Origin of the sequence: Roseibium aggregatum, assembly GCF_017309185.1 — a bacterium.
Taxonomy (GTDB): domain Bacteria; phylum Pseudomonadota; class Alphaproteobacteria; order Rhizobiales; family Stappiaceae; genus Roseibium; species Roseibium aggregatum_B.
The window spans coordinates 1745871-1768048 of sequence record NZ_JAEKJZ010000001.1 but is presented as its reverse complement, the minus strand read 5'-3'; the positions used below and the strand labels follow the sequence as shown (position 1 = coordinate 1768048).

At 62.4% G+C, this 22178-nt stretch carries 18 protein-coding genes; 8 read left to right on the top strand and 10 right to left on the bottom strand.

Features of this window, described 5'->3' with window-relative positions; translation table 11 throughout:
• Nucleotides 1-342: 342 nt before the first annotated feature.
• Entirely contained in the window at nucleotides 343-1755 is a 1413-nt protein-coding gene (locus JF539_RS07585) for an MFS transporter (RefSeq protein WP_207139704.1), read from the bottom strand.
• 68 nt (nucleotides 1756-1823) lie between these two features.
• On the opposite strand from JF539_RS07585, the gene JF539_RS07580 reads away from it, so the two are divergent.
• Both JF539_RS07580 and JF539_RS07575 read left to right on the top strand, forming a co-directional pair.
• A complete protein-coding gene (locus tag JF539_RS07580) occupies nucleotides 1824-2234 on the top strand; it encodes a helix-turn-helix domain-containing protein (RefSeq protein ID WP_207139703.1) in 411 nt (136 codons plus the stop codon).
• A gap of 38 nt (nucleotides 2235-2272) precedes the next feature.
• On the top strand, nucleotides 2273-3253 hold the full coding sequence (locus JF539_RS07575; RefSeq protein ID WP_207139702.1) for an alpha/beta hydrolase family protein: 981 nt from the start codon (nucleotides 2273-2275) through the stop codon (nucleotides 3251-3253).
• 243 nt (nucleotides 3254-3496) lie between these two features.
• On the opposite strand, the gene JF539_RS07570 is transcribed toward JF539_RS07575, so the two are convergent.
• The 5 genes from JF539_RS07570 to JF539_RS07550 form a co-directional block, all read right to left on the bottom strand.
• Complete coding sequence (locus JF539_RS07570; protein ID WP_207139701.1) at nucleotides 3497-4423, bottom strand: DUF2493 domain-containing protein; 927 nt, start codon at nucleotides 4421-4423, stop codon at nucleotides 3497-3499.
• A 309-nt stretch (nucleotides 4424-4732) separates the two neighbouring features.
• On the bottom strand, nucleotides 4733-5779 hold the full coding sequence (locus JF539_RS07565; RefSeq protein ID WP_207139700.1) for a DUF7146 domain-containing protein: 1047 nt from the start codon (nucleotides 5777-5779) through the stop codon (nucleotides 4733-4735).
• Nucleotides 5779-10101, bottom strand: a complete 4323-nt coding sequence (locus JF539_RS07560; RefSeq protein ID WP_207139699.1) for a strawberry notch family protein — start codon at nucleotides 10099-10101, stop codon at nucleotides 5779-5781. The genes JF539_RS07565 and JF539_RS07560 overlap by 1 nt, the downstream gene beginning before the upstream one ends.
• 149 nt (nucleotides 10102-10250) lie before the next feature.
• Complete coding sequence (locus tag JF539_RS07555) at nucleotides 10251-10895, bottom strand: antitoxin of toxin-antitoxin stability system (protein ID WP_207139698.1); 645 nt, start codon at nucleotides 10893-10895, stop codon at nucleotides 10251-10253.
• Nucleotides 10888-11304 (bottom strand): hypothetical protein, encoded by a 417-nt coding sequence (locus JF539_RS07550; RefSeq protein ID WP_207139697.1) that lies wholly within the window; start codon nucleotides 11302-11304, stop codon nucleotides 10888-10890. Before JF539_RS07550 ends, JF539_RS07555 begins: the two co-directional genes overlap by 8 nt.
• 1148 nt (nucleotides 11305-12452) lie before the next feature.
• Here JF539_RS07550 and JF539_RS07545 point away from each other — a divergent pair.
• Nucleotides 12453-13589, top strand: coding sequence for an MFS transporter (locus tag JF539_RS07545; protein ID WP_207139696.1), 1137 nt, complete (start codon nucleotides 12453-12455; stop codon nucleotides 13587-13589).
• A gap of 611 nt (nucleotides 13590-14200) precedes the next feature.
• On the opposite strand, the gene JF539_RS07540 is transcribed toward JF539_RS07545, so the two are convergent.
• From JF539_RS07540 to JF539_RS07525, 4 genes are all read right to left on the bottom strand, one after another.
• On the bottom strand, nucleotides 14201-16306 hold the full coding sequence (locus JF539_RS07540; protein ID WP_207139695.1) for a ParB/RepB/Spo0J family partition protein: 2106 nt from the start codon (nucleotides 16304-16306) through the stop codon (nucleotides 14201-14203).
• A gap of 116 nt (nucleotides 16307-16422) precedes the next feature.
• Nucleotides 16423-16911 carry a RadC family protein gene (gene radC, locus JF539_RS07535; protein WP_207139694.1) on the bottom strand — a complete coding sequence of 163 codons (489 nt, stop codon included), beginning with the start codon at nucleotides 16909-16911 and terminating at the stop codon, nucleotides 16423-16425.
• Nucleotides 16912-17032: 121 nt separating this feature from the next.
• On the bottom strand, nucleotides 17033-17428 hold the full coding sequence (locus tag JF539_RS07530; RefSeq protein ID WP_207139693.1) for a DUF2958 domain-containing protein: 396 nt from the start codon (nucleotides 17426-17428) through the stop codon (nucleotides 17033-17035).
• On the bottom strand, nucleotides 17425-18387 hold the full coding sequence (locus JF539_RS07525) for an ArdC family protein (protein WP_207139692.1): 963 nt from the start codon (nucleotides 18385-18387) through the stop codon (nucleotides 17425-17427). Before JF539_RS07525 ends, JF539_RS07530 begins: the two co-directional genes overlap by 4 nt.
• A gap of 361 nt (nucleotides 18388-18748) precedes the next feature.
• Between JF539_RS07525 and JF539_RS07520 the strand changes: the two genes are divergently transcribed.
• From JF539_RS07520 to JF539_RS07500, 5 genes are all read left to right on the top strand, one after another.
• Entirely contained in the window at nucleotides 18749-19066 is a 318-nt protein-coding gene (locus JF539_RS07520; RefSeq protein WP_207139691.1) for an H-NS family nucleoid-associated regulatory protein, read from the top strand.
• A gap of 14 nt (nucleotides 19067-19080) precedes the next feature.
• On the top strand, nucleotides 19081-19698 hold the full coding sequence (locus tag JF539_RS07515; protein ID WP_207139690.1) for a plasmid pRiA4b ORF-3 family protein: 618 nt from the start codon (nucleotides 19081-19083) through the stop codon (nucleotides 19696-19698).
• A 329-nt stretch (nucleotides 19699-20027) separates the two neighbouring features.
• Nucleotides 20028-20291: a pyocin activator PrtN family protein gene (locus JF539_RS07510; protein WP_076695323.1), complete on the top strand. Its 264-nt coding sequence runs from the start codon at nucleotides 20028-20030 to the stop codon at nucleotides 20289-20291.
• Nucleotides 20292-20426: 135 nt separating this feature from the next.
• Nucleotides 20427-21020, top strand: coding sequence for a DUF6088 family protein (locus JF539_RS07505; RefSeq protein WP_118138266.1), 594 nt, complete (start codon nucleotides 20427-20429; stop codon nucleotides 21018-21020).
• Nucleotides 21013-22056, top strand: coding sequence for a nucleotidyl transferase AbiEii/AbiGii toxin family protein (locus JF539_RS07500; RefSeq protein ID WP_207139689.1), 1044 nt, complete (start codon nucleotides 21013-21015; stop codon nucleotides 22054-22056). Before JF539_RS07505 ends, JF539_RS07500 begins: the two co-directional genes overlap by 8 nt.
• Nucleotides 22057-22178: the final 122 nt, after the last annotated feature.

The window sequence follows — 22178 nt, the reverse complement described above, 5'->3', positions numbered from 1 at the left end:
TAAACGAACTCTCGGCTTCGGGCCATTGGAAAGGCGTTCCACAGGTCATCAGTGCGGACAAACCTGCCGGTCAAACGTCGAGATTCAATTTCCGCTTTCGGACATTGGCCGCAAATAGGTTGGAACTCCTCATGGACTTTTTTGCGCCATTTCCCGGGCCTCAATTGAGGTTCGACCGCTATGGTGCGTGGTTCGAGACTTGCGCGCCGAATTCGGCCCGTGCAGAACAGGTCGAGCTCGCTCCACTATCCAGCGACCTTTTTCGAGGCCTATGACCCGATCCGCGCGATAGCGGAGCAAACGGGCCAAGCCACAAAACACCCGACTTGCGATTGATCTTCACTACTGATCCGGCGCCGCCTGCCCGCACCCGTAATTGCTCCAGATCGCAACCCCCAAGGCGGTCATGGCCAGGGCGGCAGCGATGAAAAACGTCATCGTAAAGGCGTGCGAGACGTCGGCGATCAGCGCTTCCGCCGGATCACCTGTTCCCATAAAGACGACGAACAGGGTGGACATCGCGGAGGCGCCGGTCATCAGGCCCAAGTTTCGCGACAGGCCGAGCAGACCGGAAAGGCGCCCTCGTTCCTCCCTCGAAGCCCCGGCCATGACAGCCGTGTTATTGGCCGCCAGGAACATCTGAAAAGCTGGAGTCAGGATGATCAGCGCGGCGACATACCCGCCGACTCCAAAATAACGCGGCAGAAAAGCAAGAATGATCAAACCAAGCGTGGTCTGCATGAGCCCGGCAAACATCACGCGCCGCGCACCGAAACGATCCGTCAATCGCCCCGCGGGCATCCCGGAAAACGCGGCAACGACCGGCCCAACGGCAAGAACCAAACCGACAATCGACTCTTTCAGCCCGAGGGAAAATGTCAGGAAGAACGGGCCAACGACCAGAGTCGCCATCATTACGGCTCCAATCAATATGTTCATGGCGAATCCCGCACCAGTCATCCTGTCCGTGAGGACGGCCATCGGCACCAGTGGCGTGGTCACGCGGGTTTCCACCGCCACGAAGATCACGATCGCGAACAGCGCACCAGCCATAAGCACGGCCGGCGAAACTGGAATGCCTGATGCGCCACCGCTCGTACCAAGCGAATAGGCCGCAAGCGCAACTATCAGCACAATGGTCCCTGGCAGGTCCAGCGACATCAACGATTTCGGGCCGTGAAAACTGTCGCGCCGGATTGCGAAAACAGCGAGACCCAGTGTCAGTGCGGCGACCCCCGCTAGGAGCCAGAAGGCCGTCCGCCAGTCGCTCCAAGCCAGAACGAGCCCGCCGAGTGAGGGCCCGAGCGCGGTTCCGGCAGCGGACGTGGTTCCCAACAGGCCCATGACACTGCCGAGTTGTCCGGCCGGCACCATATCGCGTGCAATCGACATCGGAAGCGCGATCAGTATTGCCCCACTCACTCCCTGAAGCGCACGCCCGAGGATCAATAGGTCGAGACTCGGCGCCAAAGCGCACAGGATGGAAGCGGCAAGAAAAGCGACCAGGCCGGAGACCATCACCCGTCGGTGGCCGAACAGATCACCAAGCCGTCCTGCCGAGACGATGGTGACCGTCACTGCCACGAGATAGGCAAGCACGACCCATTGGGCCTGTGAAACGGTTGTCCCAAAGCTGCGTGTCAAAGTGGGCAGCAGCACCGAGGCGATGCTGATCCCAAGCGAAGCAGTCAGGGAGGCGGCGGCTAGCGCAATCAGGGTAGAAAGCGGCGCACGCGCCTCGTTCGTTCGTGTCATGGTCAGTTCTCTTGCGTTGACGATTGGCGGAGGCTACCTTGCCACTTCAAGTAAACTTGAGGTCAACCATGAAACTGCTCGATATCGGTGTGCTTTCGGAACAGAGTGGTGTCTCCCCGTCGACGCTGCGCTACTACGAGGAAATTGGACTGATCCAATCGGCCGGGCGGCATGGATTGAGGCGGCAGTTCGACGCACAAACGGCCTGGCAACTTACGCTGATTGCGCTCGGGAAGATGGCCGGGTTCTCGCTGGACGACATTAAAGGGATTTTCGCCAGGGACGGTACGCCGCAATTGCCACGCACCGAGTTGCATCTGCGCGCCGATGCACTTGACGAACAGATCCGGGGCCTCACTCGGCTCCGCGACGCCCTGCGTCACGTAGCGGATTGCCCTGCCGAAAGCCACATGGACTGTCCAAAGTTCAGACGCCTGTTGAACTTCGCTTCCCGCACCGCCGCCAAGCACCGGGCATAAATGCCGCCGCTGATGAGCTCATCGAACAGAAAGACCCCATGCTGAAATCCGCTTTAACCCTTCTGATGAGCTGTCTTTGTGCCGGACCCGGTTTCGCGGAGCCCCATATCGGGGTTCAGACAATTATCACTCGTGGCGATGACGATCCGCGCCACCTGTCGCTTTCGGTCTGGTATCCCGCGCAGGAAGGCGGATCGTTTGAAGTTGTCGGAGGCAACGCCGTCTTCGTCGGGCAGCCCGCGTATCGTGATGCAGCGATGGCACCGGGAAAGTATCCCCTTGTCTTGCTTTCGCACGGCGGATTGAGATCAGCGGCGGATTCTGGTGCCTGGTTGAGTGGCCGACTTGCAGAGGAGGGTTTCGTAGTCGTGGAAGTGAACGGACCGCGCCCGAATAGTGCAGAGGATGCCGTAAACGATATCTGGCGGCGGCCGCAGGATGTCTCACGTGCGCTTGATCAGCTTCTTCGAGACCCGGTCTGGTCGACTGTCGTCGATCCAAGCCGTATTGCCGTGGCGGGATACGCGCTTGGCGGCACTGCGGCCCTAGCCCTTGCGGGCGGCAGGTTCGACGCCGACGCATTCGTGACCGCCTGCGAAGAAATCGAAAACGGCCTGGACTGCGCTTGGTACGCGGCGCAGGGCGTGTCTTTGGCCGCCGTTGATCGAGAGATGCTCGAACGCGCGCATCGGGATCTTCGGATCGGCACTTCTATTGCTATCGACCCGGAATATGAGGGTATTTTCCTTGCCCCGAGCTTAACGGGGCAAGGCGCCGACCTTAGGGTGTTCCGGCTGGGCGCAGCAGATCATGCCAAGTTTGACACCATCGGCCTCGCGCAGGCAGTGATCGAGACTGCGACACGCTACGACGCATTCCCGCTTTGCACGCCGAAGGGCAGGTTTATTCTGGCGGAGGACGGCGGTGATGCCGCATTGTGTGAAGGAGATCCAGTTGAACGCGCGCGCATCCACGACGAAATCGCGGATCGTCTCGGCCGAAAGAGCGTTTCAGACTAAGCTTGGGACCGAGAGAAAGCGAACCGCAGGGCGGCATCTGGGCGGTACGCATTTGCGAGAAAGCACTGTAATACGGGCGTTTCTCGAAACGCTTCAGGAATGTCGGTATGGCTGACCTCAATCCACAGGGTGCCGGAACTGAACATCCGTTGTCACTGACGCATTCCAACCTGCGGACATTGGAATTGGCCGCAGCATTCGTCAATTTAAGATCGAAGCTGCGATTTCGAGGATAGGCAGCGCTCACGCGCTGCCCTCCGCCAGACGATAGACCGGAATACCCATTTTGCGGGCCTTGTCAGCGAGGTTTTCCTGGATGCCAGTACCGGGAAAGACGATGATGCCAATGGGCATGGCGTCAAGCATTCGGTCGTTGCGCCTGAAGGGCGCGGCCTTCGAGTGTTTCGCCCAGTCCGGCTTGAAGGCAACCTGCGGCACCTTGCGATTGTCGGCCCAAGTGGCGGCGATGCGTTCCGCTCCTTTCGGCGACCCGCCATGCAGGAGGACCATGTCAGGATGTTTCGCATGAACCTGATCGAGCTTGTCCCAGATCGTACGGTGATCGGTGGTGTCACCGCCAGAGAAGGCAATCTTCGGTCCGGCGGGTAGCAGTACCTCGTTGTCGGCCCGGCGCTTGGCGGCGACGAAGTCGCGGCTGTCGATCATGGCCGAGGTCATCTGGCGATGGTTGACCCGTGATCCGGAGCGCGGCGACCAGGGGGTGCCGGTGCTGCGCAGGTAGAGGTCGGCGGCAGTGTCGCGGAAAGTCTCCATGCTATCGCGGCGCTCGATCAGGTTTTGGCCGATGCCGATGAGGGTTTCGAGTTGGACGGATTTGACCTCGCTGCCGTCCTGTTCGCGCTGAAGGCGCTTCTGGGCCTGCTCGTTATCGTCGAGTTTGCGTTCGATCCGCTCTACGGCGCGGTGGAAAGTGTTGACGGTGGACCACATTATCTCGTCGAGGTCGAAATCGAGGCTGGTGTCGGCCATGGTGGAAATCAGGGCATCGAAGATGTCGGCAACCGCGCCCCGGATGGCGATGTCCTCGGGCGTGATCCGGGGATCGGCCTCGCCCTGGGCGGGACGGTAGCCATAGAGTTCCAGCGCTTCGATGACATTGCCGGTGGAAGACGTGCTGTGATCGGGTTCGAATTCGTCATGGGCATACATGGGATGTGTCCTTCGGCTGGACCGCGACCGTCGCGGCCTTCATGGCGACGACAAGCCCACGGGCGCTCCGGCCTGGCAGCCCGGGCCCTTTGGCTTAGGGCCTTGATGGCAAAGCCCGGCTGATTTGCTTCGCGCTGTAAAGGCGGGCATGCCCGCCGACGGAAATCAGTCGGGCGCCGCCATTGCCGGGCCGGAGCGCTTGTGGGCCGCTCGCCCTCTCAAGAAGGCCAAGGCGCGGTCCTCTTGCCGAGGTGCTACTATCCCTTGCCCATGTCGGGATCGTTTGTCCCAGACCACGGCCCTCTCTGGCTATGGTGCGCAAGACATGAAACGGCTGACGTCCTCAGGGGTAATCTGCACCCGGATCTGCGCCCGAAGCGCCTCCAAGCCGAAGCTGACGAGATCTTCGTTGAAATCCCCCAGCATGGGAGAGAGCGTGATCGCCTCGATCCCGGCCTCTATGGCACGGTCCACCAGGCTATCCCGCGCGCCGTCGCCTGCCGGATCATTGTCGCGTACGATATAGAGCCTGCGCAGATGCGGCGGGAACAGGATGGCGGCGAGATGCCCGGCGGAAAGTGCCGAGACCATCGGCATCGCGCCCAATCCCTGGCGGAGCGACAGAATGGTCTCGATGCCTTCGCCTGCGGCGAGCACATCCTGCACCTCCCCCAACCGGACGGCGTTTCCGAGCAGGTCTCCCATCGCCTTTCTCGGCGGATAGACCGGCGCTTTACCGGAGCCATCACGTTGAATCCAGGTGCGATGCGCACCGGTGATCCTGCCGTCGAGGTCGGTGACGGCGGCGATCATGGCCGGCCAGGATTCGGTTGGGCCGTCGCCCTCCGCACGCCAGTAGCAGGTCGGGTGGAACCGCAGATTTGCGGTTCCGCGTAAATCCGCAATGCCGCGTTGCCGTAAGTACGCCTCTGCGACGCTACCGATCAGAGGCCGTGACATGCGCCAGAGGCGGCGGGCGGCTTCGGACGATCCCGATGGTGCTGGCTGTGTTCGGGATCGGCGGCACTGCGGGTCCGGTTCAGGATGTGGCAGGCTGAGAAAGCGGCGCGCTTCTTCGGCAATGTCTGCGAAGTCGATGAGGCCAAGGGCTTCGCCGATCACGTCGAGCAGATCGCCGTGCTCGCCGGTCGATGCGTCGGTCCATTTGCCGGCAGCCCCTTTCCCGGATTCCGGCCCGGTCAGACGGACGAACATAGAGCGGCCTGGCGTATTCCGCACATCCCCGACCTGCCAGTACTTGCCCTGCTTGCGCCCGTTCGAGAGATAGTGGCGGCACACCGCCTCGGCCTGTCGAGCGAGACGGTGTGCCAGTTCGGAAGCGTTGAGACGTGCCATCACGCAGCCACCCGCTCACCAATGCGCTCAACCGGGAAGCGGTCGAGCAGTTTGCCGATAATCTCCGGCCCCGATGCGCCCACCGGCACGAAGAATCGTAGCTTCCAGCAGATGATCTCGCTGAAGAGCCCATAGGCCCGCCGGCGTTCGCGCATCGTGTCGGTGAAGCCGGTGAGCTCGATCCGGTTAGCGCCCATGACCCGGACGCGACGCAGTTGCAGCCCCTCGGTGAGATCAAGGATCGTTCGGCCTTCGATCAACGCGGCATAGGCGGCATCCGGCGTCAGGCTGCTGGTGACGCCGCTGGTCGAGGCATTGGCGGCCCATGCGGGCGAAACCCGTCGACCGATGATGCGTTCCCCCTCATCGGTCTGGAGCCGGTAGACCCGGGAGGGCTCCTGCGGCAGTCGTTTCCAGATCGGCAGCAGGAGCCCGGTCACCATGTGCATGATGTTGTCCGTGAACTCTGGCACCTCGGTCAGTTCCGCCTCCCAGGATGAGGCGAAGGCAGCGTGGTCGGCCTCGACCCAGTGAGTCTCGCCCATCATGCGCACTGGCACGTTCTGGGCTTCCATCGGCCGGATCAGGCGGACGCGCCGCTCGATCTCGCCATCGTCGAGCATGACGCTGGTCGTCGGGACCTGCACCGCAGCCCGTCCGGACCGCTCGTTGACGAGCAGCTTCGCTCGCAGATCACCGAGGTCCGCCAGGGCTGCATCCAGCGTGACCGGCTGATTGCGCTTGCGCTCGGTCAGGGTCAACAGCCGGCTTTCCGCACCGGTACCCGGATGGGTGTGGATCACCTGCCGGTCGGTGACGATGAAGCTTTCGGCACGCAGCGTCTCCAGCCCCATGTCATAGGTGCCGGAGGCAATTGCCCCGTTGATCCGGGCTTGCAAAAGCTGCTCGAAGGCCGAGAACAGGATGCCCTGCAACTCGATGGTCAGCGCCAGAAGACGGTTCAGGAAGGTGGTGATCGGCGGCAGGTCGTCCTTGATGCCGTTCGCGTCCATCAGCTTCAGGCCGGTGGCGGATTCAAACCTCTCCAGCGAGCAGCCCTCGACCTTGCCGCGCACGATCAAAAGGTAGAGCTGGCGCAACGCATCGCGGGCATAGGCGGATTCCAAGTTATCCTCGGGCCGGAACAGGCCCTGACCGCCGGTCTGGCGCTGGCCGCGGGTGATCGCGCCCAACGTGTCGAGACGGCGGGCGATCGTGCTGAGGAACCGTTTCTCGGCTTTCACATCCGTGGCGATGGGCCGGAAGAGCGGCGGCTGGGCTTGATTGGTGCGGTTGGTGCGGCCCAGCCCCTGAATGGCGGCATCCGCCTTCCAGCCCGGCTCCAGCAGGTAGTGCACCCGCAGCCGCTGGTTCCGCGCCAAAAGGTCCGCGTGATAGCTGCGCCCCGTGCCCCCGGCATCCGAAAAGACCAGAATGCGCTTCTGGTCATCCATGAAGGCCGAGGTCTCCGCAAGGTTCGCGGAAGGCGCGCGGCTCTCGACAGCAAGGCGCGCCGATGCACCATCGCCCTTGCGCACGATGCGGCGGGACCGCCCCGTGACCTCCGCCACCACATCCGTGCCGAAACGTTGCACGATCTGGTCCAGCGCGCCCGGAACCGGCGGAAGCGAACCCAGCTGCTCCAGCATCGCATCGCGTCGGGCTACGGCTTCGCGGCTTTCGACCGGCTGGCCGTCCCGGAACACCGGCCGCGACGAAAGATTGCCCTCGCTGTCGGTGAATGGTTCATAGAGCTGCACCGGGAAGGAATGCTGCAAATATGAGCCGACATATTCCCGTGGCGTGACGTCGACGGAAATGTCGTTCCATTCGTCGGTGGGTATCTCGGCTAGTCGCCGTTCCATCAGCGTCTCGCCGGTGGAGACGATCTGGATGACGGCCGCATGGCCCGCCTCGAGATCGGCGTCGATCGAACGGATCAGCGTCGGGGTTTTCATCGAGGTCAGCAGATGGCCGAAGAAGCGCTGCTTGGTGCTCTCGAAGGCTGAGCGCGCGGCGGATTTGGCCTGCCGGTTTAGCGTGCCTTCACTGCCGGTGATATTCGCGGCTTCCATGGCCGCATCAAGATTGTTGTGAATGACGGCAAAAGCTTCCGCATAGGCATCATAAATGCGCCTCTGCTCATCCGTGAGCTGGTGCTCAACCAACTCATATTCCACCCCATCGTAGGAGAGCGAGCGAGCCGTATAGAGGCCAAGGGAGCGCAGGTCGCGGGCCAGCACCTCCATCGCCGCCACACCCCCGGCCTCGATCGCCTCGACGAACTCGGCGCGGGTCTGAAACGGAAAATCTTCGCCGCCCCAGAGGCCAAGGCGCAGCGCGTAGGCGAGATTGTGAACTGTCGTGGCGCCAGTCGCCGAGACATAGACCACACGGGCGTCGGGCAGTGCGTGCTGGAGCCGCAAGCCTGCGCGTCCCTGCTTGCTGGCGGCGATATCGCCGCGGTCTCCCTTGCCGCCTCCGGCATTCTGCATGGCATGGCTTTCGTCGAAAATGATGACCCCGTTGAAATCGGAGCCCAACCATTCAACGATCTGCTTGACGCGCGAAACCTTTTCGCCCCGGTCGTCGGAGCGCAGCGTGGCATAGGTGGTAAACAGGATGCCTTCCGAGAGCGTGATCTTTGCGCCTTGAGGGAAGCGCGAGAGCGGTGTGACCAGCAGTCGTTCCATGCCGAGCGCCGACCAGTCGCGTTGCGCGTCCTCGATCAGCTTGTCGGACTTGCTGATCCAGACCGCCTTGCGGCGACCGCGCAGCCAGTTGTCGAGGATGATCCCAGCCGACTGACGGCCCTTGCCGGCGCCGGTGCCGTCACCGAGCATGAAGCCGCGGCGGAAACGGACAGCGCCGGCAGCATCCTCGGCGGCGGCGCTCACCTTGTCGAAATGCTCGTCCACGGTCCAGGCACCCGCGAGGTGATCGACATGGGCTTCCCCGGCGTAGATCACCGTCTCCAACTGCGCGTCGGAGAGCCGGGTACAGATGTCGGCGGGCAATATTGGCCGGTAGGACGGCTTTGGCGGCGCAACCGAGGCCATGGCCGCGGATTGCACCAGCCTGGTCGGATGCGGCTCAGCGCCCGGAATGCGCAACGATTGCAGCGAATATTCCTCGTAGATCGCATCGGACAGGCGCGCGCCCTCAGGGGGCGTCCAGACCACGGTCTCATAGTCGAGTTCCACGCCCTCGGGATCGGACGCCGGTGCGGCAACAGGCCGGGAGGCGGCAGTGCGAGCGAGATAGCTCCGCATGGTTTTCGGCGCGGCGGTCGGAGCGGGTGCCACCATCTTCGGCAATGAGACGGGCGAACGCTGCGGGACCTGCGCCTCGATCCATCCGAGCAGCGTGGTAACATCAGGCGCGATCCCCGGTGAAACCGGGAAGCGGGCCGGATCGTCGGCGGGCAGCTTGTCGATCACCGTCAGCCGCGTGTCGATGCCGGTGCCGTGCTTAGCAAAGACCGCGCCATTGACCGCGGCGGTGAACACCACTTGTCCGCGTTCCTGCAGGCGCATGAAGGATTCGCGCCAGGAAGGAGATTCCGGTCCGAAATTGGCCCCGGTGATCGTGACCAGCCGTCCGCCGGGGGCGAGCCGGGCCAGTGCCGAAGCGGCATGACGATAGGCAGCGTCCGCCATCTTTCCCTCGACATTGGCCATGACCGAGAATGGCGGATTCATCAGCACAACGGATGGCACGGCCTCCGGGGCCAGATGATCGTCGATCTGGGCGGCGTCAAACCGGGTGACGGGAAAAGCTGGAAAGAGGGAAGAGAGAAGATCGGCGCGGGTCTCGGCGAGTTCGTTGAGGATCAGCGAACCGCCGGCGCTCTGGGCCAGGATCGCCATCAGGCCGGTGCCGGCCGAAGGCTCCAGCACCACATCGTCCGGCGTGACCCCGGCCGCCGCCAGCGCGGCGAGGCCGAGAGGCAGAGGCGTGCTGAACTGCTGGAAGCTCTGGCTTTCTTCGGAGCGGCGGGTCTGCGTCGGCAGTAGGCCCGCGATCTTCGCTAGCGGAGCGAGCCGGGACACCGGAGAGGCGGCTTTACCGAAGAGCGTCTTTCCGTATTTACGCAGGAACAGAACCGTGGCGCCTTCGCAGGCTTCATAGGCGAGCTTCCAGTCCCAGGCGCCAGTGGCGTCGGACGCACCGAAAGCTGCTTCCATTGCATCGCGCAGGATCGCGGCATCGACGCGTTGACCGCGTTCGAGATGGGCAAGAATGAGATGGGCGGCGGCCAGGATCGCGGGTGCGGCGCCGAGCGGCGTGACCGGATCGGTCACGGGAGACGAGATGTTCATGTCGGGGATCCTCGGAGAGCGGGAGGGACATGCCCGGACGGCGCTCTCTCTCGACCACCCGGACTCAACCCGTCCTGGCACCTCTCTGACTCTGGAAACGACGACATGAACAAAGCGCCCCGACCGGATGGTGAGGGCGCTTGTCAGGATCAGCCGGACCTGCGTCCGGCTTCGGTGAAGGTGTAACCGTTGGCGATGATGGCCTCATCGACGACCTCATCCGAGGACAGATAGTCGTATTCACGCTCGAGCTGGCGGTAGAGCCAGCAGGCCAGATCACGCAGCGCCTCGATGATCGTCTCCTCGGCATCGGCGGTCATGTCCTGCCCGGTCGGACTGTCACGCTCGACCGATATCGCCATGCAGTACTCATGGTAATAATGGCCGCGATGGCCGGCCTCGGCGCGAAGCTGATAGAAATTACGCCGCTGGACCGCCTGCAGGGCATCGGCGATGCGGTGCAGTTCGGTGTCCTGCGGGGCGTATTCCCTGATCCGGCGCGGCGCATGTTTCTGGTAGGAATACCAGGTTTCAAAGCAAGCGCCGTCCCCCTGCGAGGAGAAGCCCCGGAACCAGATGCATGGGTCTTGCCGCAAGCCGCCACTCATCAACCGGACGGATTGGGTCTTGAGGTTCAGCCCGAGGATTTCCGCGATGCCCTGGAAATCCTCATAGACGGCATCGTACCAATCATGATCAAAGCCACCCTCCCGATACCAGGCGCGGGCCCTGTCCCGTGCCGTTTCGGAAAGTTCATCAAACCAATTGACGATAGTTTCGATAGTATCAGGCATTGTGGTCGCCTCCGTCGAGAACGATGGCAAGCCAGCCGTCAGTGTAGATCCAGTCCAAAGTCTCGCCGGTGGCGAGATCGAGGACATGAGCACCGCCACCGAACCCGTCCACATGCGGTTTCGAGCAGGTTTTGGCGTATTGCATCCCCCAAAGGCCGGTCAGTCCGAACTCCTTCGCGCAGCGTTTGACGAACTGGATGACGTGTTCGGGATCGCCGGTGCCATCGTCGCGCATCCAGAGTTGCGTGCCGCCATGCTCAAGCTGAACGGAAAGCAGAAACCCGTCCGAAGGTGGATCTTCAGCGGCGTTCTCATTCGAGAGCGCAGTGAAGAGATCGAGCGCGCGGACGGCGTGTTCAGGGTAGCCTACGTCGAGCAGACAGGAGAAATGGTTAGAATAGTCGGCCATATCAGGGTCCTGAAAAGAGAAAGCCCTGCGCGAGGCTGGGCGAAGGGATAAGGAAGGCTGATGAGGGATCAGGCGGCTCGAAGCCGCCCGATCTGCAGGGCATCCCGCCAGGCCGGGTCGACCAAACAGACATCAAGGGCGGTGGCACAGCACTGCAGATCACGCGCTGCCTCGTACTCGCCCCGATCCAGGGCTGCCATCGCCTGCCCCCGCAGCGGACAGGCCTTCTGCACCACACGCCGCGCTTCCGCCTCGGAGGCGACAGGTGCGCGCCAGTTCAGGCCGGCAGATGTGATCTGTCCAGCTAGGCACAGCCGTTGCTGGTGGTCCTGAAGCACCAACAGGTTCGGCGTGAAACCTTGCAGGTATTCCGCGCGAAGCCCGCCGGGTCGGCCCCAGCGCGCGGCACAACCAATGGCCTTTTTAAGCTCTCGAAACCGGCCCAGTAGGAAGGTGGTCTGGACTGGACAGGAGCCGAGGTCGGGTCGTGAGCCACGGTTTCGCCGAAGCAGATCAGGCTGAAAGGGCCGGCGTCGGCGAGCATTGGCGACAAAGTAATTGCCGGGGAACAGGAAGTAAGTGCGTTCATCGGGACATCTCCGCGACGGGCGCCGGTGGCCCCTCTCCCGGCTTTCAATCCGTCACGGAAACCCCTTTCCGCCTCTCCCTCTAACCCGAACCGGTGGGCCGTGCGGCGAACGGATCGACATCCGCCTCAATCTGCGACCCTCCGAAAGATCGGAGGAGAGTCGAGGCTCAGGTCGGCTTTAGGTGCCAAACTTGGATTAACCTTGCGTCATCGCTCATCAACGAGGATCCCAACTCCGAGTTTACTTTGCCAGTGCAGAATACTAAGGTCTAAGCTGAAACGATTGATGAGAAACTGACAAATAATGGCCGTGACAAGCTACATCTTCGCTGTTTCCCCTCCGCCGCTCGCCTAAAGGCGTTCTTTGCTGCACGCACGGGCGTGTGGGACTGACGCTTGCGCGAGTCGTCGCATAAGTCGTGACACTCCTGCTTTGCACGCAGGATGAATGTTACGTGCGCCTTTTCGCCTCCAAATCTTGAAACTTCCAATCGTGATGTGACCGTCTTTTCGACGGTAAAGGCATCGTGCTCGTCTGGCTGTCTGGAGGCCAACTCGAATGAAAAAACCTACTCCACTCTTCATCCTCAGTTTGTCAGCGACACTGCTGATGATTGGTGTCGGCATGATTGTCGCACTTCTTCCGCAACGGGTTCACGCTATGACGAGATCGCTGGAAAGCGTCGGTCTCGTCGCCTCTGTTTTTGCCTTCGCCTATCTACTCGCACAGTTGCCGATCAGCGCTTTGTCAGACCGCCTAGGCGCAAAACGTTTTCTGGTCGTTGGTTATTTTCTCTGTGCGGTGTCCGGCGTTGTCTATGTTTCCACCGAAACAGCAACAGGCCTATTTCTAGGCCGAGCCATTCAAGGCCTTGGCGAAGCTCCGATTTGGGCACTTGGGCCCGCTATTCTTTCGCTGGTCTATCCGGCAACCAAAGGGCGTGTGACTGGTATTTATAACGCGGCAATTCATATCGGCCTGACGGCGGGACCATTATTGGGGCTGCTCGTCGTGCCGAGCGGCCAAGGTAGTCTCCCGTTTTTGATCTTTGCTGTGTTGTGTCTAATGGCTGGGCTTTGCGTACTAGTCTTTATCAAACCTGTGTCCGTTACCGTTGCGGCTTCCCGACCAAGCTATACGCAATTCATCACCCTGTTGCGCCGAAAGCAGACGTCAATCTTGCTGTTAGGTGTATTACTCTATGGCGCAGGGTACGGTGTGTTCGTCACGGTACTGCCCGTATCGCTTGCGCTCACCCATGGCTTCGGAACGACCGCTATCAGCCTACTGTTCGTCGTCTTTTATGCGGCCATCAGCTTTTCTCAGATCGTGTCAGGAACACTTTCAGATCATTTTGGACGGAAGGTTTTTTCGATCTGGGGTATGGCGGTGGCGGCCGTGGGGCTAGCGACATTCCCATTTTTTGGCGGGTTATGGGTGTACATTCCACTTGGGTCTGCAAGTGTCGGATTGGGAATGTTTTGCGTCGCATCAATCACTGATTTGAATGAAAAAGCGCCTGACACACTCAAAGGGGCCATATCAGGAGGTTACTACTTCTTCTGGGCAGCGGGCTACGTGTTGGGCCCGCTGGTAATTGGCGCAATCGCTGGAAACGCCCCCCTACTTGGATTCGGAATCCTCGCCACCTTGTTTGGCATTCAAGCATTAGCCCTCAGGCGATTTCAAGGCTGATACACTTTCAGCATGCAGGCGTCCTCTTTCTTCTAATGAGATGCCTGCATCGACACTTACTGCTCAGCCTTTACCTGTTTATTTGGCCATGAGGGGCCTTGGAAAGCGGTGTTTGGGGCTAGCCGAGGAATGATCGGATCTGTGGTCACAAAGTATCTTGCCACCCGTCACAACTGTTCGGCCATCCGAACGGTAGAAGGGCATTCGCGGCTGAGCATAATCGGGGATAACGCCAAAGACATGCGTAATGTTTCAAGCGAAGCAGGTCGCCGCGACATCATTGCCTTCGAAGTTTCCAAAGCCAGCCTGACGGTTCATTGCCAGCCAAATGATCGACAGGTCGCGGTCCCGGACACTGACGCCGCGACCACGAAGGTCCTGAAGGTGAGGTCCAGAAGCTGTCCGCCGCGTGTCATCTGCGAAGTTTCCGTTGGGGAACTGGATCAACCGTTCCCGCGCCTAACAAGCTGCGAAGACAGTCCGCCTCCTCGCTGCGGATGTGGACCGGTGTGAACCAACCGGTGCGCGCAAGCTATGCCAGACCTTCGGCGCCGGCAGCATCCGACTGCGCCACGGGGAGGTGGGGCAGCGAACGCCGCCCCGCCTGAGGATCATTCGGCAGCGACCATCGATTGCTGGTCGTCCTCCGTGGCCTCTTCTTCCTCGCCGTGCCCGGCGAGGAACTCGGGCAGGTCCTCCGCGTCTCCGTCGATCCCCGCATCGCGATCCACCATACGCAACGGCTCCGGAAGCCAGCCGGTTTCGGCGAGCAGCCGCTCGGCCTCCTTGGCCATATCGCCTTTCTTAAGATGGTCGATGAGCTGGGCGGCCAGTTCGCCGGCGCCTTCACGCACCGCCTCGATGATCCGCGGCTTGGTCACGCGGCCGAGATAGTTGCAGACGGTCGGCCGCCACCCCACGGCCACCATGTCGAGGCCCGTTGCCGACGCCAGCCGGTCGGCCTGGGACAGGCGCACGTCGAGCGCGTGCTGGCTGACGCCCATGCCGCCATAGGGGTTGGGCTTCTCGTGCAACGCGTTGACGCCGAAGCTGACGCAATGGGCGAGCAACTCCATCCGGGTGTCGTCGTCCTGATCGGCCAGCCAGTCCCAGAGCGCGGCATCGTCAGCCGGGATATGATCGCCCCAGCGTTCGTGCCGGTCGGCGATGGCGCGCGCCGAGGCGCTTTCGCCCAGGTCGTCGGCCTGTGCCGGGAAGTGAACCTCCCGGACATGGGACTCAAGGCACCCCCTGGTGGAGTGCGGCAGGAAGCAATCGGTAACCAGCCGATGCAGCAGCGCCGTCATCGCCACATGCGGGTTGGACGCCACGGCATCGCGGAGCGCCAGCGTGCGATGCGCAGTCAGCTCGCTGACGAGGCGGTCGGGCAGCGGCCGGATGGTTTCGGTCTCCTCCTCCTCGGGTTCGGCCACCGCACCGCCCACCGTGATGACACCGTGCTGCGGACCACCTGCGTCGCCACCCTCTGGAGAACACCCATCGGCACCCTGCCCTTCCTGACCTTCCATCGCCTCGTCGTCGGCACGGACATAGCCGGGCTCGATGGCGAGCTGGCCGTCGTGGCGGATGCTGACGAAGACACCGGCCCTCGCCATCTGGTCCGCGTCATAGCGCATCGGCCGGGCCTCGAAGGCCTCCAGCGCGTCCTCGATCTCGCCGAGCCGCGCATCCACCTCGTCGGGGAACTCATCGGCCTCGGCATATTCCGCCTCCAGCGCGTCGAACTCGTCCCGCAGCTTCTCACGCTCGGCATGCTCCTGATCGGTCAGGTCGATGGTGGTGCCCGCCAGACGGCGCATGCCGCTGGTATGGCCATAGGGGAAGTCCACGGCGATCTCGATCCACTTCCAGCCTTCGGCGGCGATGGTCTCCGCTTCGGCCATCAGCTTCTCGCCGGCCAGCCGGTCGAGCAGCACCGGGTCCTGCAGCCAGCCGCCATCGTCCTGCTGGAAAAGATCGCGCAGCACATAGCCGCCCGCCGCCTCGTAAGCCTCGATGCCGACGAAGAGCGCCCGCTTGTCGGAAGCGCGCACCGTGGTCTCGGTCAGCATACGACGAATGGTGTATGGCTCCTTCTGCCAACCATCCTTGATCGCCTCCCAGACCTGTTCCTGCCGGGCATGGTCGTCGGAGATTGTGAAGGCCATGAGCTGCTCCAGCGTCATACCTTCCTCGGCATAGGTCTCGAGTAGCGCCGGCGAGACCGAGACCAGGCGCAGACGCTGTTTCACCACCTTGGCGTCGACGAAGAAGGCCGCCGCGATTTCCTCCTCGGTCATGCCCTTCTCGCGCAGCACCTGGAATGCGCGGAACTGGTCGAGCGGGTGCAGCGGCGCGCGCTCGATATTCTCGGCCAGCGAGACCTCGTCGATCAGGATGTCGTCACTGGCCTCCGAGACGATACAGGGCACGGGCGCGGTCTTGTTGAGGCGTTTCTGTTTGACCAGAAATTCCAGCGCACGGTAGCGGCGGCCGCCAGCCGGCACCTCGAAGAGGCCGGTTTCCTGCCCTTCGGCGTCGAGCTCGGGACGGACATGCAGCGATTGGATCAGCCCGCGACGGGCGATGGACTCGGCCAGTTCCTCGACCGAGATACCGGCTTTCACGCGCCGGACGTTGGACTGGCTGAGCACCAGCTTGTTGAAAGGGATGTCGCGCGAGGACGAAAGGGTGATTTTCTGAGTGGCAGTGGCCATGTCAGGGTCTCCATGACGGACGCCGGGGAGCCTCTCTCTCCGGCAACCAGCCCGTCACGAAACTCCCCCACTCCTTTCCCTCTCATGACCAAGCCGCGGATGGACGCGCAAACCCATCAGAGCTCACCGCGGGCGCGCAGACTGGTCTCCCGGCCGGCGCCGGTGATGATGTGGTCGTGCAGTATCACCCCAAGAGACCCACAGGCGTTCCGGATTTCCTTCGTCATGGCGAGGTCGGTGGCCGAGGGCTCGGGATCGCCGGCCGGATGGTTGTGCACGATGATCAGCGCGGAGGCGTTGAGCGCCAGGCAGCGCCGCAGCACCTCCCGAGGATAGACCGGGACATGATCGACTGTGCCGGTGGCGAGGCATTCGTCTGAGATCAGCCGGTTCCTGCGGTCGAGATAGAGAACATGGAAGCGCTCCACATCGCCCCTGATGGTGAGGGCGCAGTAGTCGAGCACCGCCTGCCAGGATGTCAGGACAGGGTTCTGATTGAGGTGGCGCAGCAGGATCTGCCGGGCCTCGTAGACCACGGCCTGCTCCTGGGCGGAGAACCGGAGCGGCTGTGCTTCGATGGCGGATGTTCTCATGTTTCGTGTCATGGTGCTGTTCTCCGACGGGCAGCCGGCCGGGCGCCGAACTTTCACCGCGTCACGAGGAGAAGCACCGCCCTCTTCCTGCGAAGAGAGCGGCGCGGACGCCGGAAAGCTGGAAATCAGGAAATCATGAACGCCGAGTCTCCGTATCGGAGGATGTCCCGGACGACACGCGGCCCGAGCGATAAAGCAGGCGCTCGGCATCGCGAATGCTGCCAGCCTCGCGGGCGGTCTCGGCCCAGACCGAGATCGGGAAATCGCCCGTGAACAGAAGATCCCGCTCGATCCCCATGCCGAAGGGCAGCCGGATCGAGCGCAGTTCGTTGAGGCTCCAGGAGCCGAGCTCGGGACAGCCAATGTCGGCCAGTCCAAACATGATGTCGCCGTCCTCGTCGAGCTCGGTCGCGAGCCAGACACCGGCGCCAAAGGGATTGAAGAACTTCACGACCGGAATGTGATCCTGATCGCGATCGCGGCCATTCGCCAGCAAACGGTCACGCTGTGTGTCGGTCAGGAGGATCATGCCGCGGCCCTCCCGTCCGTCGAGGTTTGCCGATCAACATCGGTGCTGTCGTCGGGCAGATGGGCCAGCAGCCAGTCGGCCGCCTTGCTGGCCTGCGAGGCTGCACGCACAATGGCGCGGGAATCCCCGCGCATCACCTCCAGCCACGCGCCCACGTAATCGGCGTGGCGCACCGTCGGGATAATCCCGAGCGAGGCGCAACAGAAGGCGCTCGAAATCTCGGCGATCAGTTCCTCGAAGGCGTATTTCTTCGTGCCGAAACCGCCCGAGAAGTCCCGCCCCAACCGTGAGGCATGTCCTGTCGCGTGCCCCATCTCGTGCAGGGCGGTCCTGTGCCAATTGATCGGCTCGAAATAGGCCTGCGGCGGTGGGACCTGCACGTAGTCGAGGCGCGGTACATAGAAGGCGCGATTGCCGCCGATCCGGAAATCGATTCCGGTCGCCTCGATTAGCGCTTCAACCCGCGGCTCGATCATGCCGGGCGGCGGTGGCGGCGCCTCGACGGCGATGTCGTCGGGCAGACCCTCGCATTGCGCCGCGTTGAACACGGTAAAGCGCTTCAGGAACGGGATGCTACTGGCGTCTTCTCCGGTCTCTCTCGCCCGACGCTGTTCATCCTCCGGGGTGAAGCGATCGGCGTAGACGACGGTGGTGCCGCGCGCGCCCTTTCTGACATTGCCGCCGAGCGACAGCGCCTGGCGAAAGGTAAGCCAATGCTGGCTCGGATAGCCATGCTGGACCACGGCGCCCCAGAGGATCAGGACATTGATCCCGGAATATTGCCGACCCGTGCTGACGTTGCGCGGCATGGCGAGCGGCGCCTGCACCGCCGCCGTTCCCCAGGGTTGGACCCAGGGCAGCCGGCCTTCCTCCAGCTCGGCGATGATCTTGTCGGTGATGTCGTCATAAAGGTTCGTGCGCGGGCCGCTCTTGCGGGCTGCGCGATGCTCTCTGGTCATCGGAATGATCTCCGCGACGGGCGCCGGAAGCCTCTCCTCCGGCCTTCAACCCGTCACGGAAAACCCGCCCGCACTTTCACTCTGAAGGGGGCGTTGCGGGGTCTCCCCGCTGATGGGGGTGTGTCGGTAACGCAGTGCCGACCAAGGGGAAGGCTTTCCCCCAGACAATCCTCGTATTCAGCCGAGGCAAGCATGAAAAGGCAAAAGCCACCAACCGCGAGCCGCCAATCCCCGACGTGTTGTAATCCCCAGGATATCTGCGCTTATCTGACACGCAATCGCGGTGCCTGCTTTCCAGCGCCAGACGCGTTTCTTCCCCAAGGCTCGGGCTCAAATCCACCGGGCAAGACAAGAGGACCAGATGGCGGATATCGATCTTAACGCCTTGTCGCTCCGCGAGTTGAAGCAGTTGCAAAAGAATGTTGCGAAGGCCATCGCCAGTTTCGAGGACCCTCGCAAGGCCGAGGCCCGCGCCAAGGTTGAAGACTTGGCCCGCGAACTCGGTTTCAGCTTCGACGAGCTTGCGGAATCCGCTCCCACCCGGAAACGCGCGGCGTCTGCGCCCAAGTACCGCCATCCGGAAAACGCCGAAATCACCTGGTCGGGCCGTGGGCGCAAACCGGCATGGATCGCCGAGGCGCTGGCTTCGGGAAAATCGCTCGAGGATTTTGCGATCTGACGGGGGGACCTGTCTTGTACCAGCCCGCGAATGCCGTCCGCCTGCATGTCTCTCTGGCGGAGATTGACCCGCCGATCTGGCGGCGACTTGTCGTGCCGTCGGACTGGACGCTCGACAGGCTGCATCTGGTGCTGCAGGCCGCGTTCAGCTGGACCGACAGCCATCTGCATGAGTTCCGGATCGGCGGGCTGCGCTATGGTGACCCCGATCAGCTTGAGGATGGCTTCGGCGGGCCGCAGACCTTTGACTACACCGGGGTCAGGCTGGCGGATTTCTCCGACCAGGATCTGACCTTCACTTACCTCTACGACTTTGGGGATGACTGGACCCATGTGATCCGGATCGAGGAGTGGCTATCCCTCGATCCCCTGCCCCGCCACGCGGAATGCACCGAAGGTGCCCGTGCCCGGCCGCCCGAGGACGTCGGCGGCCCTTGGTCCTATGCCGATTTCCTCGAGACCATCCGCGATCCGAACCACGAGGACCACAGCTCCAACCTTCGCTGGGCCGGCGGGCATTTCGATCCGGACTGGTTCGACATCGACCTGATCAACAAGGATCTGCGCAACACCTTCCGCAAGAACACCAGCCGACGCCTGCATCAGCCCAAGCCAAAGCCTTCTGGTCGGTGAGCGCAGAGGGCTCGGCCCTCAGGGCGGTGTCCCGGGCCTGGATGACCCTCCTCCTGCCGACATCGTCAGAGTGGTAGCGCCTCCAGCGGGATATCGGGCTGTCTGCACCGCAAATGGTGCACTGATGTCGCGTCCTTCCCAATAGCGTTGCTTGGCGCCGAGGCTCCCGAGCGACTTAGTCAGGCACGGGTTCCCTACCCCTTCACACGCTTCAGATAATCTCCGCGATCCAACGCTCCCGTCCGATTTGCGCTCTATGCTATCCGCTACCCCGCCAACCCGCTGCGCGCCCTTCTCCCAACTATGCCATCGTGCTTCACTCCGGGATCATGAACACGGCGTTTCTCTTGATAGCAATGTATTCCGGGCGACCGATCATTCCCGCTGAGGATGTCGCCAAGGATTTTTTCGGCCTGAGTACCGACAAGTTCATCCGCAAAGTCTCGGCTGGTTCCATCGCCCTCCCCCTCGTCCGCATGGAAGCGTCCCAGAAATGCGCCAAAGGCGTCCATATCGATGATCTGGCCGAGTACCTGGACAAGAGGCGGGCTGCAGCCGTCAAGGAATGCCTGCAACTGCAGGGTCTTCGGTAAGCGTGTTCCCCTCTGAAAATCGCCGAAGGCCAGCCTGCTACCCACGGTACGAAGCCACCACCCTCTTCATCTCGCTCAACAGCACGGATTGAAATCTGTCAGAAAACTGCGTATATTTCTGACAGGAGAAAGATCATGCAGCACCTTGCAGAACAGATATTGACCCATGCAGAGGGACTTCCGGAAGGAGCACCACTTGCCGCAAAGGGCCTGCTGCACCTCGGCAGCCGTGCCGGTGTGGATCAGGCCTTGTCGCGCCTTGCCGAGCGCGGCCAATTGATCCGCGCCGGACGCGGCGTTTACCTGCGACCGATCAAAAGCCGGTTTGGAACGCGCGCTCCGTCCGTGGAACAGGCCGTCGAGGCCCTCGCGGCGCAACGTGGCGAAGTCATCGTTCCAACCGGCGCCGCCGAAGCGAATGCGCTCGGGTTGACAACGCAAGTGCCTGTTCGCTCCGTGTATCTGACCTCGGGTCGCAGCCGCACGCTCTCCTTGGGCAAACAACTCGTCGAACTGCGCCACGCCCCCCGATGGCAGCTTGCCCTTGGGAAGCGGCCGGCAGGCAGTGCCGTTCGCGCCCTGGCCTGGCTCGGGCCGGAACAGGCGGAATCCGCGCTCAGATCGCTGAAGCAAAAACTGCCCGCAGCGGCGTTTGACGAATTGGTAACCGCCGCACCGCAGTTCCCGACCTGGCTTGCACGCAGTGTCGGAAAGGCGGCGCATGTCTGAGCCCTTCCTGTCGTTGTCGTCTGCAGACCGCAAGGAGGCCCTGGCCGTAGCTGCAGATCGCTCCGGGCCGCCCGCGCACCTGCTCGAAAAGGACGTCTGGGTTGTCTGGGCCCTTCAGACCCTCTTCAGTTCCGAGCTTGGTGAGCACCTCGTTTTCAAGGGCGGAACATCCCTTTCCAAAGCCTATGGGGTGATCCAGCGCTTCTCTGAAGATGTCGATCTGACCTATGACATACGGGCAATCGCACCTGATCTGGTGGGAGAACGCGCCGAAGCCCTGCCAACCACACGCAGTGAGGAAAAGCGCTGGTCGAAAGCTGTTCGGGATAGATTGCCGAAATGGGTCGTCGAAACGACGCAGCCCTTGATTCGAGACGCCATTGCCGCGCAGGGGCTCCCCGCCTCGACACGGGCAGACGGCGACAAGCTTTTCATCGATTACGAGGCCGCCTCTTCTGGCTCCGGCTATGTCGCCCCGAGCGTAATGTTGGAGTTCGGCGCGAGATCGACGGGCGAACCGGCGAGCCTGCGTGACGTCGCCTGCGACGCGAACGGGCTGATCGAGGGCGTGACCTTTCCGACCACGACCCCGCGCGTGATGCATGCCGAGCGGACCTTTTGGGAGAAAGCCACGGCGATCCATGTCTTCTGCGTACAGGGACGGCTCCGCGGGGAGCGCTTCGCGCGCCATTGGCATGACCTGGTACGCCTCGACGATGCAGGCATCGCGGAAGTGGCTATTTCCGACCGCGACCTCGCGTCAGCAGTGGCGCGCCACAAGCGTATGTTCTTTCCGGAGAAGACAGCAGACGGAACACCCGTGGACTATGAAGCCGCGGTTCACGGCAATCTGCAACTGGTCCCAAACGGAGGGGCTCGCACCGCGCTCGCGGCTGACTACGCGCATATGGTCGACGACGGCCTCCTGCTTGAAGGCGCTGAGCGTTTCGACGAGCTAATCGAACGTTGCTCAGCGATTGCCGAGTGCGCAAAGCTCGCAGCAAACAATCAGCACATCCGTACGCCTCATATATGACCTCACAGGCGCATCCGGCTCCTTCCCAACCGATCACCTTGTCGATCAATGCTGCACCGAAGTTCGTCGAACCTGACGTTCGATCTTGGCCGCAACATGTCGATCGAGTAATTGGGGCCTGC